Source organism: Duganella caerulea (genome assembly GCF_040362985.1).
Classification (GTDB): domain Bacteria; phylum Pseudomonadota; class Gammaproteobacteria; order Burkholderiales; family Burkholderiaceae_D; genus Rugamonas; species Rugamonas vulcania.
Map to the genome: position 1 here is coordinate 80,416 of NZ_BPWJ01000009.1, position 16,882 is coordinate 97,297.

General features: G+C 60.7%; 14 protein-coding genes and 2 tRNA genes. 13 read left to right on the plus strand and 3 right to left on the minus strand.

All coding sequences use genetic code 11. From position 1 onward, the window contains the following. From carB to ACUJB0_RS24500, 3 genes are all read left to right on the plus strand, one after another. The gene (gene carB / locus ACUJB0_RS24490; RefSeq protein ID WP_444847504.1) at positions 1 to 3,231 is read left to right on the plus strand and encodes a carbamoyl-phosphate synthase large subunit; all 3,231 of its coding nucleotides are present in this window, start codon (positions 1 to 3) and stop codon (positions 3,229 to 3,231) included. A 113-nt stretch (positions 3,232 to 3,344) separates the two neighbouring features. Beyond that, complete coding sequence (gene greA / locus ACUJB0_RS24495; RefSeq protein WP_161082377.1) at positions 3,345 to 3,821, plus strand: transcription elongation factor GreA; 477 nt, start codon at positions 3,345 to 3,347, stop codon at positions 3,819 to 3,821. Then, complete coding sequence (locus ACUJB0_RS24500) at positions 3,821 to 4,303, plus strand: DUF4149 domain-containing protein (protein WP_117009901.1); 483 nt, start codon at positions 3,821 to 3,823, stop codon at positions 4,301 to 4,303. Before greA ends, ACUJB0_RS24500 begins: the two co-directional genes overlap by 1 nt. A gap of 63 nt (positions 4,304 to 4,366) precedes the next feature. Here the strand turns inward: ACUJB0_RS24500 and ACUJB0_RS24505 are convergent, their stop codons facing one another. Then, complete coding sequence (locus ACUJB0_RS24505) at positions 4,367 to 4,837, minus strand: YhbY family RNA-binding protein (RefSeq protein WP_117009902.1); 471 nt, start codon at positions 4,835 to 4,837, stop codon at positions 4,367 to 4,369. Between the two features lie 43 nt (positions 4,838 to 4,880). Between ACUJB0_RS24505 and ACUJB0_RS24510 the strand changes: the two genes are divergently transcribed. From ACUJB0_RS24510 to ACUJB0_RS24555, 10 genes are all read left to right on the plus strand, one after another. Continuing rightward, on the plus strand, positions 4,881 to 5,582 hold the full coding sequence (locus ACUJB0_RS24510; RefSeq protein ID WP_161082378.1) for an RlmE family RNA methyltransferase: 702 nt from the start codon (positions 4,881 to 4,883) through the stop codon (positions 5,580 to 5,582). Positions 5,583 to 5,784: 202 nt separating this feature from the next. Next, positions 5,785 to 7,668, plus strand: a complete 1,884-nt coding sequence (gene ftsH, locus ACUJB0_RS24515; protein ID WP_444847505.1) for an ATP-dependent zinc metalloprotease FtsH — start codon at positions 5,785 to 5,787, stop codon at positions 7,666 to 7,668. 71 nt (positions 7,669 to 7,739) lie between these two features. Next, complete coding sequence (gene folP, locus ACUJB0_RS24520; protein ID WP_444847506.1) at positions 7,740 to 8,591, plus strand: dihydropteroate synthase; 852 nt, start codon at positions 7,740 to 7,742, stop codon at positions 8,589 to 8,591. Between the two features lie 12 nt (positions 8,592 to 8,603). Next, entirely contained in the window at positions 8,604 to 9,953 is a 1,350-nt protein-coding gene (gene glmM / locus ACUJB0_RS24525; RefSeq protein WP_444847507.1) for a phosphoglucosamine mutase, read from the plus strand. 71 nt (positions 9,954 to 10,024) lie between these two features. Further along, a tRNA-Pro gene (locus ACUJB0_RS24530) sits at positions 10,025 to 10,101 on the plus strand. Positions 10,102 to 10,207: 106 nt separating this feature from the next. Beyond that, positions 10,208 to 10,282, plus strand: a tRNA-Arg gene (locus ACUJB0_RS24535). Between the two features lie 119 nt (positions 10,283 to 10,401). Then, positions 10,402 to 10,863, plus strand: a complete 462-nt coding sequence (locus ACUJB0_RS24540) for a hypothetical protein (RefSeq protein ID WP_444847508.1) — start codon at positions 10,402 to 10,404, stop codon at positions 10,861 to 10,863. A 76-nt stretch (positions 10,864 to 10,939) separates the two neighbouring features. After that, complete coding sequence (locus ACUJB0_RS24545) at positions 10,940 to 11,644, plus strand: hypothetical protein (protein WP_444847509.1); 705 nt, start codon at positions 10,940 to 10,942, stop codon at positions 11,642 to 11,644. Between the two features lie 61 nt (positions 11,645 to 11,705). After that, complete coding sequence (locus ACUJB0_RS24550; protein WP_444847510.1) at positions 11,706 to 12,134, plus strand: YeeE/YedE family protein; 429 nt, start codon at positions 11,706 to 11,708, stop codon at positions 12,132 to 12,134. Next, positions 12,131 to 12,544, plus strand: a complete 414-nt coding sequence (locus tag ACUJB0_RS24555; RefSeq protein WP_444847511.1) for a DUF6691 family protein — start codon at positions 12,131 to 12,133, stop codon at positions 12,542 to 12,544. Before ACUJB0_RS24550 ends, ACUJB0_RS24555 begins: the two co-directional genes overlap by 4 nt. Before the next feature lie 127 nt (positions 12,545 to 12,671). On the opposite strand, the gene ACUJB0_RS24560 is transcribed toward ACUJB0_RS24555, so the two are convergent. Further along, a complete protein-coding gene (locus ACUJB0_RS24560; RefSeq protein WP_444847512.1) occupies positions 12,672 to 14,774 on the minus strand; it encodes a TonB-dependent receptor in 2,103 nt (700 codons plus the stop codon). 102 nt (positions 14,775 to 14,876) lie between these two features. After that, positions 14,877 to 16,814, minus strand: coding sequence for a CocE/NonD family hydrolase (locus ACUJB0_RS24565; RefSeq protein WP_444847513.1), 1,938 nt, complete (start codon positions 16,812 to 16,814; stop codon positions 14,877 to 14,879). Between the last annotated feature and the right edge of the window lie 68 nt (positions 16,815 to 16,882).

A 16,882-nucleotide genomic window follows, 5' to 3' on the forward strand; every position in this document is an offset into this window, starting at 1 on the left:
ATGCCTAAACGTACAGACATTAAAAGTATTCTGATTATTGGCGCTGGCCCGATCATCATCGGCCAGGCTTGCGAGTTCGATTATTCCGGCGCACAGGCCTGCAAGGCCCTGCGCGAAGAAGGCTACAAAGTCATCCTGGTCAACAGCAATCCTGCGACCATCATGACCGACCCGGAAATGGCCGACGTCACCTACGTCGAGCCGATCACCTGGCAGGTCGTCGAGAAGATCATCGCCAAGGAAAAGCCGGACGCGATCCTGCCGACCATGGGCGGCCAGACCGCGCTGAACTGCGCGCTGGACCTGCATCGCCACGGTGTGCTCGACAAGTACAAGGTTGAGCTGATCGGCGCCACGCCGGAAGCCATCGACAAGGCCGAGGACCGCTCCAAGTTCAAGGACGCGATGACCAAGATCGGCCTGGGTTCGGCCAAGTCGGGCGTTTCGCACACCATGGAAGAATCGTGGGCCGTGCAGCGCACGCTGGGCTTCCCGGTCATCATCCGTCCTTCGTTCACGATGGGCGGCACCGGCGGCGGCATCGCCTACAACGAAGAAGAATTTGAGACCATCTGCAAACGCGGCCTGGAAGCTTCGCCGACCTCCGAACTGCTGATCGAAGAATCGCTGATCGGCTGGAAAGAGTACGAGATGGAAGTCGTGCGCGACAAGGCGGACAACTGCATCATCATCTGCTCGATCGAAAACCTGGACCCGATGGGCGTTCACACCGGCGACTCGATCACCGTCGCTCCTGCGCAAACGCTGACCGACAAGGAATACCAGATCATGCGCAACGCCTCGCTGGCGGTGCTGCGTGAAATCGGCGTCGACACCGGCGGCTCCAACGTGCAGTTCTCGATCAACCCGGCCGACGGCCGCATGATCGTCATCGAAATGAATCCGCGCGTATCGCGTTCGTCGGCACTGGCGTCGAAGGCCACCGGCTTCCCGATCGCCAAGGTCGCGGCCAAGCTGGCCGTGGGCTTCACGCTGGACGAACTGCGCAACGAGATCACCGGCGGCGCGACCCCGGCCTCGTTCGAACCGTCGATCGACTACGTCGTCACCAAGATCCCACGCTTCACGTTCGAGAAGTTCCCGACCGCCGACCACCACCTGACCACGCAAATGAAATCGGTCGGCGAAGTGATGGCGATCGGCCGCACCTTCCAGGAATCGTTCCAGAAAGCGCTGCGCGGCCTGGAAGTGGGCGTCGATGGCCTGAACGAAAAAACCAAGGACCGCGAGAAGATCGAAGAGGAACTGGGCGAGCCAGGTCCTGAGCGCATCTGGTATGTGGGCGACGCGTTCGCGCAAGGCTTCACGCTGGAGGAAGTGCACCAGCTGACCAAGATCGACCCATGGTTCCTGATCCAGATTAAAGAGATCGTGGACCTGGAACTGTGGATGGACACGCAGAAGCTGGAGCAGATCGACCGCAACACGCTGTACAAGCTGAAGCAAAAAGGCTTCTCGGACCGCCGCCTGGCCTTCCTGCTGCAGACCGATGCCAAGACCGTGCGCGCCAAGCGCCATGAGCTGAACATCCGTCCCGTGTACAAGCGCGTGGACACCTGCGCCGCGGAGTTCTCGACCAACACCGCCTACATGTACTCGACCTACGATGAAGAGTGCGAGTCCAATCCGACCGACAAGAAGAAGATCATGGTGCTGGGCGGTGGTCCTAACCGTATCGGCCAGGGTATCGAATTCGACTACTGCTGCGTGCACGCGGCGCTGGCGATGCGCGAAGACGGCTACGAGACCATCATGGTCAACTGCAATCCCGAAACCGTGTCGACCGACTACGATACGTCGGACCGCCTGTACTTCGAATCGCTGACGCTGGAAGACGTGCTGGAAATCGTCGAACTGGAAAAGCCGGTCGGCGTGATCGTGCAGTACGGCGGCCAGACCCCGTTGAAACTGGCGCTGGACCTGGAAGCGAACGGCGTGCCTATCGTCGGCACCTCGCCTGACATGATCGACGCCGCCGAAGACCGCGAGCGTTTCCAGCAGCTGCTGCACAAGCTGAACCTGCGCCAGCCGCCTAACCGCACCGCGCGCACCGAAGCCGACGCCCTGGCGCTGGCTCAGGAAATCGGCTACCCGCTGGTGGTGCGTCCTTCCTACGTGCTGGGCGGCCGCGCGATGGAAATCGTCCACGAGCAGCGCGACCTGGAGCGCTACATGCGCGAAGCGGTCAAGGTATCGCACGATTCGCCGGTGCTGCTGGACCGCTTCCTGAACGACGCCATCGAGTGCGACGTCGATTGCATCTCCGACGGCGAAACCACCTTCATCGGCGGCGTGATGGAACACATCGAACAAGCCGGCGTGCACTCGGGCGACTCGGCCTGCTCGCTGCCGCCTTACTCGCTGGCGCAGGAAACCATCGATGAACTGAAGCGCCAGACCGCGCTGATGGCCAAGGGCCTGAACGTGGTCGGCCTGATGAACGTGCAGTTCGCGATCCAGAAGCAGGAACGCGACGGCGTCATGCACGACGTGGTCTACGTGCTGGAAGTGAACCCGCGCGCATCGCGCACCGTGCCGTTCGTGTCCAAGGCCACCGGCCTGCAACTGGCGAAGATCGCCGCGCGCTGCATGGTCGGCCAGACCCTGTCGCAGCAGGGCATCACGCACGAAGTCGTGCCGCCTTACTTCAGCGTCAAGGAGGCCGTGTTCCCGTTCGTGAAATTCCCGGGCGTCGACACCATCCTCGGACCTGAGATGAAATCGACCGGTGAAGTCATGGGCGTCGGCAAGACCTTCGGCGAAGCCTTCGTCAAGTCGCAGCTGGGCGCCGGCATCAAGCTGCCGAAGTCGGGCAAGGTGTTCCTGTCGGTGAAATCGTCGGACAAGCCACGCGCCGTGAAAGTGGCGCGCGACCTGGTGGACATCGGCTTCACGCTGGTGGCGACCAAGGGTACCGCCGCCGTCATCGCGGCGGCCGGCATCCCGGTCACGCCGGTGAACAAGGTGGTCGAAGGCCGTCCGCACGTGGTCGACATGATCAAGAACCACGAGATCGTCCTGGTGATCAACACGGTGGAAGAGAAGCGCAGCGCCATCACCGACTCGCGTGCCATCCGCACCTCGTCGCTGGCCTCGCGCGTGACCACGTACACCACCATCGCCGGCGCGGAAGCGGCGGTCGAAGGCATCCGTCATTTGGACGAGTTGCAAGTGTACGATTTACAAGGGCTGCATAAAACCTTACACTAAGGTTCTTTCGTTGCCCCGGTGACGAAAAACAGTACCTTTTAACCACAGAGCTCGCGCTGCAGGTTGGCGTGGCCTCTGTGGTTTTCCATTGTAACAACAGAGTAAATATAAACATGACTTCAGTTCCACTTACCAAGTTCGGCGCAGAGCTCCTGAAAGAAGAGCTGCACCAGTTGAAGACCAAAGAACGCCGTATCGTGATCGACGCGATTGCTGAAGCGCGTTCGCATGGCGACCTGTCGGAAAACGCCGAGTACGATGCCGCCAAGGAGCGCCAGGCGTTCGTCGAAGGCCGCATCGCCGAACTGGAAGGTAAGCTGAGCGCAGCACAGATCATCGACCCAACCCAGCTGGACGCCGATGGCCGCGTGGTGTTCGCCTCGACCGTGGACCTGGAAGACCTGGAATCGGGCGCGAAAGTGACCTACCAGATCGTCGGCCTGGACGAAGCGGACCTGAAACTGAGCAAGGTGTCGGTGACCTCGCCGATCGCCCGCGCGCTGATCGGCAAGTCGGCCGGCGACGTGGTGGAAGTGCAGGCGCCGTCCGGCCCGCGCGAATACGAAATCCTGGAAGTGCGATACATCTGATGCTGCTTGCGCGTACACGTTTGCTGGTCGCGACGCTGTGGGCGGGCAGTTTGTGGGCAGTCGGCTATCTGGCCGCGCCGACGCTGTTCGCCACGCTGAGCGACCGGGTGCTGGCCGGCACGATCGCCGCCAGCCTGTTCAAGAACCAGGCCTGGCTGTCGATTGGCTGCGCGCTGGTGATGTTGGTGCTGCTGTGGGTGAGCAAGGGCGCGGAGACGGGCGGCATCTTTGCCGGTTCGGCCGCCAACTCGGCCGCCAAGACGCGCCGCATGCTGTTGCTGATCGTTTCGACCATGCTGGCTTGCACGCTGGTGTCGCACTTCGGCCTGCAACCGATGATGGCCGCCTTGCGTGCCGCGGCGGGGCCGGGCGGGGTGATGGATGGCGCCGCTCAGAACGAGTTCGGCGTATTGCACGGCATTTCCAGCAGCATCTACCTGGTGCAGAGCTTGCTGGCCGCGTGGCTGGTGGTGAAACAGTAATACAGTAATAACGGTAATAACAGTTTCGTCCTTTCCCAGGCGGGAAAGGACGATGCAGCTGGCTTATTTCGAGCCCAGTGCGCTCTTCTTGGTCGACTTCTGCAGTGGCTTGGCGCGTTTGATATTGCCGCCTTGGGTCACGCGTTCATTCCCCTTGAGCAGTACCTTGGTCACCGACGGACGCTTGGTGCCGCTTGGGCTAGGCTTGACGATGGTGACTTCGCGCAGGCCCTTGCCAGAGGTCGAGCGGGCTTTTTCCGTTTCAACCTTAGGACGGTACAGCACCAGCAGCTTGCCGATGTGCTGCACCGGGGCCGCATCCAGCTTCTCGCAGATGGTGTCGTACATTTCGGCGCGGGCTTCGCGGTCGTCGCCGAACACGCGGACCTTGATCAGGCCGTGCGAGTCCAGTCCCAGCGAAATTTCCTTGAGGACGTTGGCTGTCAGGCCAGCCTCGCCGATCAGGACGATGGGCTTGAGACCATGCGCTTCGGCGCGCAGAGCGCTGCGCTCAACAGGTGTAAGTTTTTGCATAATATATTTTTAGTGGTTCCCTTAAAGGCAGTATTCTACGCGAATGAAGAAGAAGAAATTAAACAAAAACTGGTTGCACGACCACATTAACGACCCTTACGTGAAATTAGCGCAAAAAGAGGGCTACCGCGCCCGCGCCGCTTTCAAGCTCAAGGAGATCGATGAGGACGAGCACCTGATCAAGCCCGGACAGGTCATCGTCGACCTCGGCTGCACCCCCGGCAGCTGGGGCCAGTACACGCGCCGCAAGCTGGCCGGCAAGGAGGGCGGGGGCATCAACGGCACGCTGATCGGCCTGGACCTGCTGCCGATGGAGCCGATCGCCGACTTCCACTTCATCCAGGGCGATTTCCGCGAGCCCGAGGTGCTGCAGTTGTTGGAAGATCATGTCAAAGGTCAAAAAGTCGACCTGGTGCTGTCGGACATGGCGCCCAACCTGTCCGGCATCCCGGATTCGGACGCCGCGCGCATGGAACATCTGATCGATTTGGCAATTGAATTTTCCCAGGCTCACCTGAAACCGACCGGCGCGCTGCTGGTGAAATGTTTTAAAGACATGGGTTTTAACGATATCGTGCTTAAATTCCGCCGCGAATTCAAAACCGTGATTCAGAAAAAACCGAAAGCCAGCCGCGACAAATCCTCCGAGATTTTCCTGCTGGGGCGCGGCCTGAAAAATCCGACCGAAGGCATGAGCTCGTCGCAACCGCTGGAATTGGACGATTTCCCCCCGGTTCGCCCTTGATATTTGACGCATGGGCCGCACATCGGCACGGTGTGTATCAGTTTTGACTTGATCGCACCGGTATTTTGGTCAAATAATGTGTTTTACGGCTGGAATTTTGGCCGCACGCGCAGGCGGGCTTCTGGCACCGCCTGCTTATTGCGAGTAAAATCGGGTTTCTAGCTATCGGTTAAAAGATGCGCCCTGCATCCAAGGAGTTTTCGTGAATAACATGTTTTCCAAATCAGCCATCTGGGTGGTAGTGGTCTTGCTGCTGCTGATGCTGTACAAGCAGTTTGACAGCCACGGCGTCACCGCCGGCGCCAAACCCATCGCTTATTCCGATTTGCTGGATGAGGTCAAGGCCAAGCGCATCAAGGATGTGGTGATTGAAGGCGCCAACATCACGGCCACCCGTAGCGACGACACCAAGGTACGCGCCACCGCCACCGGCCTCGATCGCGGCCTGGTCGGCGACCTGCGCGACAACGGCGTGCACTTCGACGTGCGTCCGCCTGAAGAGCCATCGTTCCTGCAGCAAGTGTTCGTTTCCTGGTTCCCGATGCTGTTGCTGATCGGCGTGTGGATCTTCTTCATGCGTCAGATGCAGGGCGGCGGCAAGGGCGGGGCGTTTTCCTTCGGTAAGTCGAAGGCGCGCATGATGGACGAAACCAATAACACCGTCACCTTCGCCGACGTCGCCGGTTGCGACGAAGCGAAGGAAGAAGTCAACGAGATCGTCGACTTCCTCAAGGATCCAAGCAAGTTCCAGAAACTGGGCGGCCGCATTCCACGCGGCGTGCTGATGGTCGGTCCTCCGGGCACGGGTAAAACCCTGCTGGCGCGCGCCATCGCCGGCGAAGCCAAGGTGCCGTTCTTCTCGATCTCCGGTTCGGACTTCGTCGAGATGTTCGTCGGCGTCGGCGCCAGCCGCGTGCGCGACATGTTCGAGAACGCCAAGAAGCATTCGCCTTGCATCATCTTCATCGACGAGATCGACGCGGTCGGCCGCCATCGCGGCGCCGGCATGGGCGGCGGTAACGACGAGCGCGAACAGACGCTGAACCAGCTGCTGGTGGAAATGGACGGCTTCGAAGCATCGTCCGGCGTGATCGTGGTGGCCGCCACCAACCGTGCCGACGTGCTGGACAAGGCGCTGCTGCGTCCGGGCCGTTTCGACCGTCAAGTATCGGTCGGCCTGCCGGACATCCGCGGCCGCGAACAGATCCTGAATGTCCACATGCGCAAAGTGCCTATCGGTACCGACGTCAAGGCCGACATCCTGGCCCGCGGCACGCCTGGCTTCTCGGGCGCCGACCTGGCCAACCTGGTCAACGAGGCAGCCCTGTTCGCCGCGCGCCGCAGCAAGCGCCTGGTCGACATGATTGACTTCGAAGATGCCAAGGACAAGATCTTCATGGGTCCGGAACGCAAGTCGATGATCATCCGCGAGGAAGAGCGCCGCAACACCGCGTACCACGAATCCGGCCACGCCGTGGTCGCCAAGCTGCTGCCGAAGGCCGATCCGGTCCACAAAGTGACCATCATGCCGCGCGGCTGGGCCTTGGGCCTGACCTGGCAGCTGCCTGAGCACGACAACATCTCGGGCTACAAGGACAAGATGCTGGAAGAGATTTCCATCCTGTTCGGCGGCCGCATCGCCGAGGAAATCTTCGTCGGCCAAATGTCGACCGGCGCCTCGAACGACTTCTCGCGCGCCACCAAGCTGGCCCGCTCGATGGTGACCCGCTTCGGCATGTCCGACAGCATGGGCGTGATGGTCTACGAAGACAGCCAGAACGACGGCTTCTTCGGCGGCGCCTCGAAGACGATTTCCGAAGCGACCCAGCAAATGGTCGACGCCGAGATCCGCAGCATTCTCGACACGCAATACAAGCTGGCGCGCAAGCTGCTGGAAGAGAACCGCGACAAGGTCGAAGTGATGACCAAGGCGCTGCTGGAATGGGAAACCATCGATGCCGACCAGATCAACGACATCATGTCCGGCCTGGAGCCGCGCGCACCGAAAGCCGGCGTGACGATCCGCAAGCATCCGCCCAGCGACGGTGGCCCGGGCGTATCGCCTAGCGTGACGGCACCAGCCTGATAAAGGCTGAGCTCTGCGATGGAGGGTGGGGAGCGATCCTCGCCCTTTTTTTATTTTTCTTCCGGTTTCACATGCGATCCACTTTACAGTTCGGCCGTTTCAATTTCCCGTGGCGGGGCGAGCGTGCCCGCGCCCGCGTGATGGGCATCCTCAACGTCACCCCCGATTCCTTCTCCGACGGCGGCCAGCACCAGTCGCTGGAGTTCGCCATCTCCCATGCCGAGCAGATGATACTGGACGGGGTCGACATCATCGACGTCGGTGGCGAGTCCAGCCGTCCTGGCGCGCCGCCGCTGCCGCTGGAGCAGGAGTTGCAGCGCGTGATGCCGGTGCTGTACGCGCTGCGCGACATTGGCCCGGCGATCTCGGTCGATACCTACAAGCCAGAGGTGATGCGCGAAGCCATCATTGCCGGAGTCGACATGATCAACGATATCAACGGCTTCCGCGCGCCCGGCGCGATCGCCGCGGTGCGCGATAGCGATTGCGGCCTCTGCATCATGCACATGCAAAGCGACCCCTTGCACATGCAACTGGCGCCCAGCTACACCGACGTGGTGGCCGAAGTTACCGCCTTCCTGCGCGAGCGCATCGAAGCGCTGACGGAGGCAGGTATTGATCCGCGTCGACTATGCATCGATCCGGGTTTTGGCTTTGGTAAGACTGTGGAGCATAATTACGCCTTATTGAAAGCCACCGCGCAGCTGATCGCGGAACTGGACGTGCCGCTGCTGGCCGGCCTGTCGCGTAAATCGATGGTCGGCGCGGTGACTGGCAAGCCGGTCGAGCAACGCATGGCCGGCAGCGTCGGCGGCGCGCTGGCGGCGGTGGCGCAGGGCGCACTGATCGTCCGCGTGCACGACGTGGCGGAAACGGTGGATGCGCTTAAAGTATGGCAGGCAGGTACTAACCTACAACGATAAAGAGAACACACAATGTCACGTAAATATTTTGGAACCGATGGCATCCGTGGCCTGGTGGGCGTGGCGCCGATCACGCCGGACTTCGTCATGCGCCTTGGCTACGCGGCCGGCAAGGTACTGGCCGGCGCCCGCGGCGGCGCGGTGCGCCCGACCGTGCTGATCGGCAAGGACACCCGCATCTCCGGCTACATGCTGGAGGCGGCGCTGGAGGCGGGCTTCTCGGCCGCCGGCGTCGACGTCATGCTGGCCGGCCCGATGCCGACCCCGGCCATCGCCTACCTGACGCGCGCGCTCCGCCTGTCGGCCGGCGTGGTGATTTCAGCATCGCACAACCCGTTCCAGGACAATGGCATCAAATTCTTCTCCGACCAGGGCACCAAGCTGCCGGACGCGGTCGAGCTGGAAATCGAAGCCGCGCTGGACATGCCGATGGATTGTGTGTCGTCGGAAAAACTGGGCCGCGCCAAGCGCCTGGACGACGCCCACGGCCGCTATATCGAGTTCTGCAAGAGCACCTTCCCGAACGAGCTGGACCTGCGCGGCTTGAAGCTGGTGGTCGATTGCGCGCACGGCGCCGCCTACAACATCGCCCCGCACGTGTTCCATGAGCTGGGCGCCGAGGTGGTAGCCATCGGCAACAAGCCGGACGGCTTCAACATCAACCTGGGCCACGGCGCCACCGCGCCGGAAGCCATGGCCGCCGCCGTGCGCGCCCACGGCGCCGACCTCGGCATCGCGCTGGACGGCGACGCCGACCGCCTGATCATGTGCGACGCCAATGGCCGCCTGTACAACGGCGACGAGCTGCTGTACCTGATGGTCATGGATCGCCTGGCGACCGGCCCGGTGGCTGGCGCGGTCGGTACCTTGATGACCAATATGGCGGTCGAGGTGGCGCTGAAAGAGAAGGGCATCGGCTTCGCCCGCGCCAAGGTGGGCGACCGCTACGTGCTGGAAGTGATGAAGGACAAGGGCTGGCTGCTGGGCGGCGAGGGCTCGGGCCACCTGCTGTGCCTGGACAAGCACACCACCGGCGACGGCATCATCTCGGCGCTGCAAGTGCTGTCGGCGCTCAAGCGCGCCGGCAAATCGCTGGAGCAGTGCGCCGGCGAGCTGGTGATCTTCCCGCAGACGCTGGTCAACGTGCGCGTCTCGCCGGGCTTCGACTGGACCAAGAACGCGGCCATGGTCGCGGAAAAGGAACTGGTCGAGCGCGAGCTGGGCGACAGCGGCCGCGTGCTGATCCGCGCCTCCGGCACGGAACCTCTGATCCGCGTGATGGTCGAAGCACGTAACGCCAGCGATGCGGAGTCGATGGCGCGCCGTATCGCCGACAAAGTGGAAGTCCAGCTGGCTGCGTAAGATTTCAGCAGTGAAATAATTAGCTGGCCTTGCATTGACGTAGAGGGTGGCAAGCGTTAGAATACTGTCTTCGGAGTGTGGCGCAGCCCGGTAGCGCACCTGGTTTGGGACCAGGGGGTCCAAGGTTCGAATCCTTGTACTCCGACCAAAAACTTTAAAACGGGTTGTCGAAAGACGACCCGTTTTTCATTTGTGCGATGGATCAAAGTCGTACAAAGCTGCCGCTAGTGGTTAGAATACTGACTACATGAAAACCGCCTGTCGTTCAACGGATAGGACCTCGCTCTTCTAAAGCGATCATGGGGGTTCGATTCCCTCCGGGCGGACCATTCTTCTCCCCTCCAAATCACCCCCAATAGTGCCGAGCCGAATGCGTCGGCTTTTATTGTGCGGCATGCAATCTTTTTCCTTGGTAATATCTGCCGTCATTTTTAATGCAGGTTACGCCGTGAAAAAGAAATTTCTGTTCCTGATGGTCTTATGCGCCTCGGCTTACGCCCAGGCTTTTACCGGCACCATCAACCTCGCGAAAAACGAGGGGGCTGTCAAGCGTACATTGATCCTAAGCAAATGGAGCATCGACAAGCGCGGCGTGCCGTCGTTTGACTACCATTACAGCCAGTCGGGCCCGAAATGCGACTACGAGCGCGCAGGGCGTGCAATCGCCGGTTTTGAAGACGCCGGTGGCCATGTCGAGTTGCAGGTCTACAGTGGACAGGACAGCAATGGCAAGGAAGGCCCGGCGTTCACGATTTTCTATGACAAAGACGACGAAGTGGTGTTCACCATGCCGACGTCCGACAAGTCCAATCATGTCTGGGTCTCGTTCGAAGACGCGCTGATGAAGAAGAAACTCCCGGCGCAGTGCCGCTCCACCGGCAAGGACTCCGCGACCATTTTCAAGAAATAAAAGGGATCGCCGGGGGGAGCCTGATCCGCGCGTATTATTGGTACACTGCGGCATCCGTATATTTTGAGAGAAGAAAATGACATCCGGCACAATTCCCAATAATGCCACTACTGAAGAGACTTGTGCATGGCTAAGTGCGCAGACCGGCAACGCCTGGGACCTGGCGCGTTTAGTGGAAGCAGGTATAACACCTCATGTGTGGCTGGATTATTCCGAGGAATATGCCGGGTTATTTGCCGAGGGCATTACCCGGTATCCCGCACCGATATTTTATATCGAAGATACCAAGCGCCTGGCCGCCGGCGCCGGCGATGTATTAATCCGCATGACGCGCGATTCGGATCGAATATCTTTTAAACTCAAACCGCCGGGCATCACCATGCCTTTGGACGCGCTGCGTTTCTTTCAGCGAGATATAGCCAATCTGCTGGAAAGTATATTGCATCCGAAAGTAGATCCGGTCGCTCCGCCGCCTAAAGAGATTCTGAAAGGAATAACAAAGGACGAGGTGCTCCGTATATTCGGCGGCATGGCGAAACTGGACTTGGAGAAATCGTTGGCCAGCGGCATCGGCATATTCGGCGACGATGGCGCCAGAGTCAGGAAGAATTCCCGTGCCGGGAAAAATACTCATCTGTGGAATCCAGTCACATTGGCGCTGGGATTGAACGACGTGTATCGCGTTCCCATGTCTCATCTGAAAAAAGCATTCGCCACCCAGCCGGACCTGCGGCCGTGGAAAGCGGCATGGTTGGAGTCCCTCGCTCTGCTGGGTGAGTAGAATTATGCTAATAATTAGCTTGTTCGCGCCGCTTTCTGGCGCGCACCCATAGGAGTCTCGAATGGTCATCGATAGTCTGAGCTTCACACCCTGGTCCGCGCTGCTGGGCGGCGTCCTGATTGGCGCTGCGGCGGCGCTGCTGATTTTGTTGAATGGACGCATAGCCGGCATTAGCGGAATTATCGGTGGCCTGCTACGCCCAGTGCACGGCGATATACTATGGCGCATTACTTTTGTTCTCGGCCTGATATTGGCGCCGCTGGTATATGGCATATTCCACGCATGGCCTGAAACCCGAATCGATGCGGATTATGGTGTATTAATCGGGGCCGGTTTATTGGTTGGTATCGGCACGCGTTACGGATCCGGCTGTACCAGCGGGCACGGTGTCTGCGGAATATCCCGGCTGTCCCCACGTTCGATAGCGGCGACCGCGATATTCATGGCGACGGGTTTTGTCAGCGTCTACTTGATCAGGCATGTATTATGATTATCTCTTTTCTTTGCGGCCTGCTGTTCGGCCTGGGCCTTATTGTTTCTGGAATGGCCAACCCGGCCAAAGTGCTGGGTTTTCTGGATTTGGCGGGAAAATGGGATCCTTCCCTGATATTCGTCATGTGTGGCGCGATTGCGGTAGGATTCTTTGCTTTCTCCTATATCGGCCGCCGCAAGACCACTTTGTTGGGCGCTGAAATAAAGCTGCCATCCGCCACCCACATCGACCGCCGTCTGGTAATCGGCTCGATATTATTTGGCGCGGGTTGGGGAATAGCCGGTTTCTGCCCCGGCCCTGCTCTTGTCGGGCTGGGCATGGGCTTGCCGAAGGCGATAGTCTTTGTTCTGGCGATGCTGGCTGGAATGGGAATATTCGAGCTGATCGAGCGGCGTCGCGGTGGATAAGTTACAGCTGCGACAAAATTGCGCAATGGATTATTTTGCTTTCGAAACAGCAGCTTAGCGTCGCCCGGTCCGGCTTGTTAACAAGCTTATCCACAGAATTTGTTAACAACCCGGACGTTCGGGCCGCTTAGAACCGGTAACGCGCCGTCAAGCGCACCGAGCGTGGAGCGCCGGGCAGGTTCAGGTTCTTGCTGCTGCCGTGGCCGGCCACGATGTAGGCCTTGTCCAGCAGATTCATCACGTTCAGCGTCAGGTCGATGCCACGGTCGCGATAATAGGCCATCGCGTCCGCCGTCACAAAGCCCGGCAGGACCACGGTATTGCCCGGATTGGCAAAGCGGTTGCCTACATAGTTCAGGCCGCCGCCGACGCCAAAGTGGCCGGCCAGCGCCTTGCTGACCCACAGATTGGCGCTATGCTTGGGCGTCAGCGTCGGCCGTTTGCCTTGCACCGGCTGACCGTCGTCCTTGGCGATCGATGCCAGCATGGACGCGTCCAGATAGGAATAGCCCGACCAGGCCTGCCATCCTGCGCCCAGATCGCCGCTGAAGGTCAGTTCCAAGCCGCTGGTGCGCTGGGTGCCGAGCGGAATCAGCTTGTTGGTGACTGGATCGGACGATTTCATATTGGTGCGCGTCAACTGGAACAACGAGACGCCCGCCGAGGCGCGGCCGTCAAACAGGTCATACTTGGCGCCGATTTCCTTGTTTTTGGTGATTTCCGGCGCGATATCGGCATTGTTGACCGCCAAAGCGAAGCCTTCTCCCGACGGTTGGAACGAACGGCTGAACGAAGCGTAGTAGGACTGGACTGTATCCGGCTGGTACACCAGGCCGGCGCGCGGGCTCCAGTTGCGGTCGGTGCGGGCCACGCTGGCCACGCCAACGCGGCGTTCGACCGTTTCCTGCTCAAATTTATCGTAGCGGACGCCGGCCAAGGCCTTCCATTGCGGCGACATCGTCACCAGATCCTGCACGTAGGCGCTGCTGACCTTGAAAATCCCCAGATTGTTCGCCGTAGGCGCGCCACCGGCGGTAAATGGCACAACCGGCGCGACTGGATTGAACAATGACACGGTCGCGACATTGGCTTGGGAGCGTACCAGCTGGTCCTTGTTCTGCTTGCCGAACTCCACGCCGTACAGCACCTGATGCTGCATGCCGGCCAATTCGGCGCGTTGTGTCAGCTCGGTCTGGTTGGTGTAGCCATCTTCATCGCGCGCCACGTTGCCGCGCGTGAGAGTAGCCGTTTTGGCTGTTTCGTTGACCGACCCGATCAGCGTATTGTTGCGGTCCAGCGAGTAATCGTAGCGGCGGAAGGCGTTGCGGATCGAAAACTGCTGGTTGATGCGGTGATCCAGCGTGAAGCCGAAGGCATGCACCCGCGATTCGCTGTAGTCGAAGTCCTTGGCATTGGCGGCGCCGTAGTAGGTGCCCGGAGCCACGTCCACAGCCCGGCCCTGGTAAGACGGGATGCCGAAGTCGGTCAGGCGCTTGTCGTGCAGGTACTCGGCCTGCAACAGCAACAGCGTATCCGGGCTGAGCTTGAATTGCAGCGACGGCGCCAGCGCCTCGCGCTTCAGGAATTGCTGGTTGCGGTAGCTGTCGGAATCCTCGACCGCCCCGGTGACGCGGAAGGCGACGCCGCGTTCGCCCAGATTGCGCGCCAGGTCGAATTCGCCGCGCTTCTGGCCCCAGCTGCCGGCCTGCGCGCTCACTTCGCTGCGGTCCATGCCCGGCTTCTTGGTGATGCGATTAATCATGCCGCCGGACGAACCGCGGCCGTACAGCACGGAAGCGGGCCCCTTGACCACCTCGACCTGCTCGATATTCGACAAGTCGCGGAAATACAGCGCATCATCGCGCATCCCGTCGACAAATTGGTCGCTGATGGCGCTAAAGCCGCGTATCGTCACCTGGTCGCGCTGGCCGTCGCCGGTCGACAGGCCGATGCCCGGCACGGTCTTCAGCACATCCTGAAGCGAATTCGCGCCCTGGTCGTGCAGCAATTCCAGCGGCACAACGTTGACGGTTTGCGGTATGTCGCGCAGCGGGGCCTCGATCTTGGTGGCGGTGCTGGCGGCGGTGGGGCGGTAGCCGGTTTCGGCCGCGCCGGTGACCGTGACGGTGCTCATTGTCTGCTCCGGCGCCGCGCCGGAGTCAGCCAGCGCGGCGTTGGAAAGGGTGAGGCTGGCCAGCATCAATGCCAGCGGTTTTTTGTTCAGTGCCATGATGTCCTTGAAGTAGTGTGTGGCTGGCTACTTCGTCGGAAAGACACTTTCGCTGGCTAGATGAGAATCGTTATCAACTAAATTATGCCCCCAAAGCAAGGATTAATGCAAGCCGGGCAGCACTTGCACATCAATTCCGGAGTACATCGACGGCGCGTGATATACCCGTTGCGTGGCCTTCTGGAAGTCCTCCGGCTTGGCTTTCGGAATGTCCACGAACGTCTGCGGATTCAAGTCCACCAGCGGGAACCACGAGCTCTGGATCTGCACCATGATGCGGTGGCCGCGCCGGAAGGTATGGTTGATATCGCTCATGGCGTAGTTGACCGCCTCCACCTTGCCCGGCGTGAACGGTTCCGGTTTTTCGAAGCTGTTGCGGAACTTGCCGCGCAGCGGATCGCCGCGCACCAGCTGCTGGTAGCCGGCCATGGTCAGGGTCGGCTTCGGCACGTCGGGGCCGCGCTCCTCGTCCTCGCCCGCGCCGGGATAGGCGGGCGGATAGACGTCGATCAGCTTGACCACCCAGTCGGCATCGGTGCCGGTGGTGGACACGAACAGCCTGGGCTTGACCGGCCCGGCCAGCGTGACATCCTCTTCCAGCACCTCGCTGCGGTAGGTCAACACGTCCGGCCGCGACGAGGCGAAGCGCTGGTCGCCGACCATGTATTCCTTCGGCGCGCCCTGCGCCGGGTAGGCCGTGAACGGCACCGGCTTGCGCGGATCGGCCACGTATTCGTCGTAGGCCTCGCCTGCCGCCGGCTGCTTCCAGCCCAGCGTGCCGTTCGGGCCGAGGAACAGCGTTCGTGGCTGCGCCTGCTTTGGCGGCCAGGCGGCATAGTTGCGCCAGACATTGCTGCCGGTCTCGAACGCATAGACTTCCGACACGTTTTTGTTCGGCACGCCTTTCAGGTGCTGTTCGAAGAAGGGATAGAGCATGGTTTTCCGGAACTGCTCACCGGTCTTGGCGTCGAACTTGATGTAACCGAGGCTTTTGCCGTCGGCGCGGCCCCAGGCGCCGTGCGACCACGGACCCATCACCAAGCCGTTGTAGATGCCGGGGTTGTTGCGCTTGATCGTGCTGTAGGTGGTCAGCGGCCCCTGCAGGTCCTCGGCGTCGTACCAGCCGCCCACGGTCAGCACGGCGGCCTTGATGTTCTTCAGGTGCGGCGCGATGTTGCGGCTTTTCCAGAAGGTGTCGTAGGTCGAGTGTTCGATGGTCGGCAGCAGCAGCGCGCGCTGCTTGGGCGTCATCGTGCCGGTGATGTTGGACAGCGTCAGGTGCGAGAGGAAAAATTCATAGCCGTCGGCCGTGCCGTAGTCGAAATGGTCCCAGGTCTTCGGCAGCGGCGTCGGATTTTCCGCTTCCACGAAGGCCGAGTAAAAATCGAAGTTGGCCGCCAGCATGAAGGCGCCGCCATGGTAGGAGTCGTCGTTCATGAACAGGTCGGTCACCGGCGCCTGCGGCGAGGCCGCCTTGATCGCCGGATGCGAATCGATGATGCTGGCCGAGGTGTAGAAACCGGGATACGAGGTGCCCAGGATGCCGACCTTGCCGTTGTTGTTGGCGACGTTTTTCAGCAGCCACTCGACGGTGTCGTGCATGTCTTCGCTCTCGTTGCCCTGGCCTTTGGCGCGCGCAGGATTGACGTGCGGCGTCATTTCGATCCATTTGCCTTCGGACATGTAGCGGCCGCGCACGTCCTGCTTGACGAAGATGTAGCCGCTGTCCTCGAACTCCTGGGACGGGCCGATGTGCTCCGGATAGAAGTCCACGCCATAGTGCAGTTCGCCGCCGGATTGCACACCCGCGCTGTACGGCGTGCGCTGGATCAGGAACGGATAGCTTTTGCCGGCGTCCTTGGGCACGTAGACCGCGGTGAACAGGCGCACGCCGTCGCGCATCGGGATGCGGAATTCGTACTTGGTGTAGTGTTCGCGCAAGCTGTATTTCGGCTCGGCGCCAGGGGCGGCTGCGCTGGCTTGGAGGGAGAGGCCGCCCAGCATCAGGGCGAGGAAGAGGGCGCTAAGACGTGGTTTCATGAATTCCTTGTCAATAAGAAGTCAAACCCGCCTAGTGTAATGCCAGTGGATAACTTTGGTTGCGACAA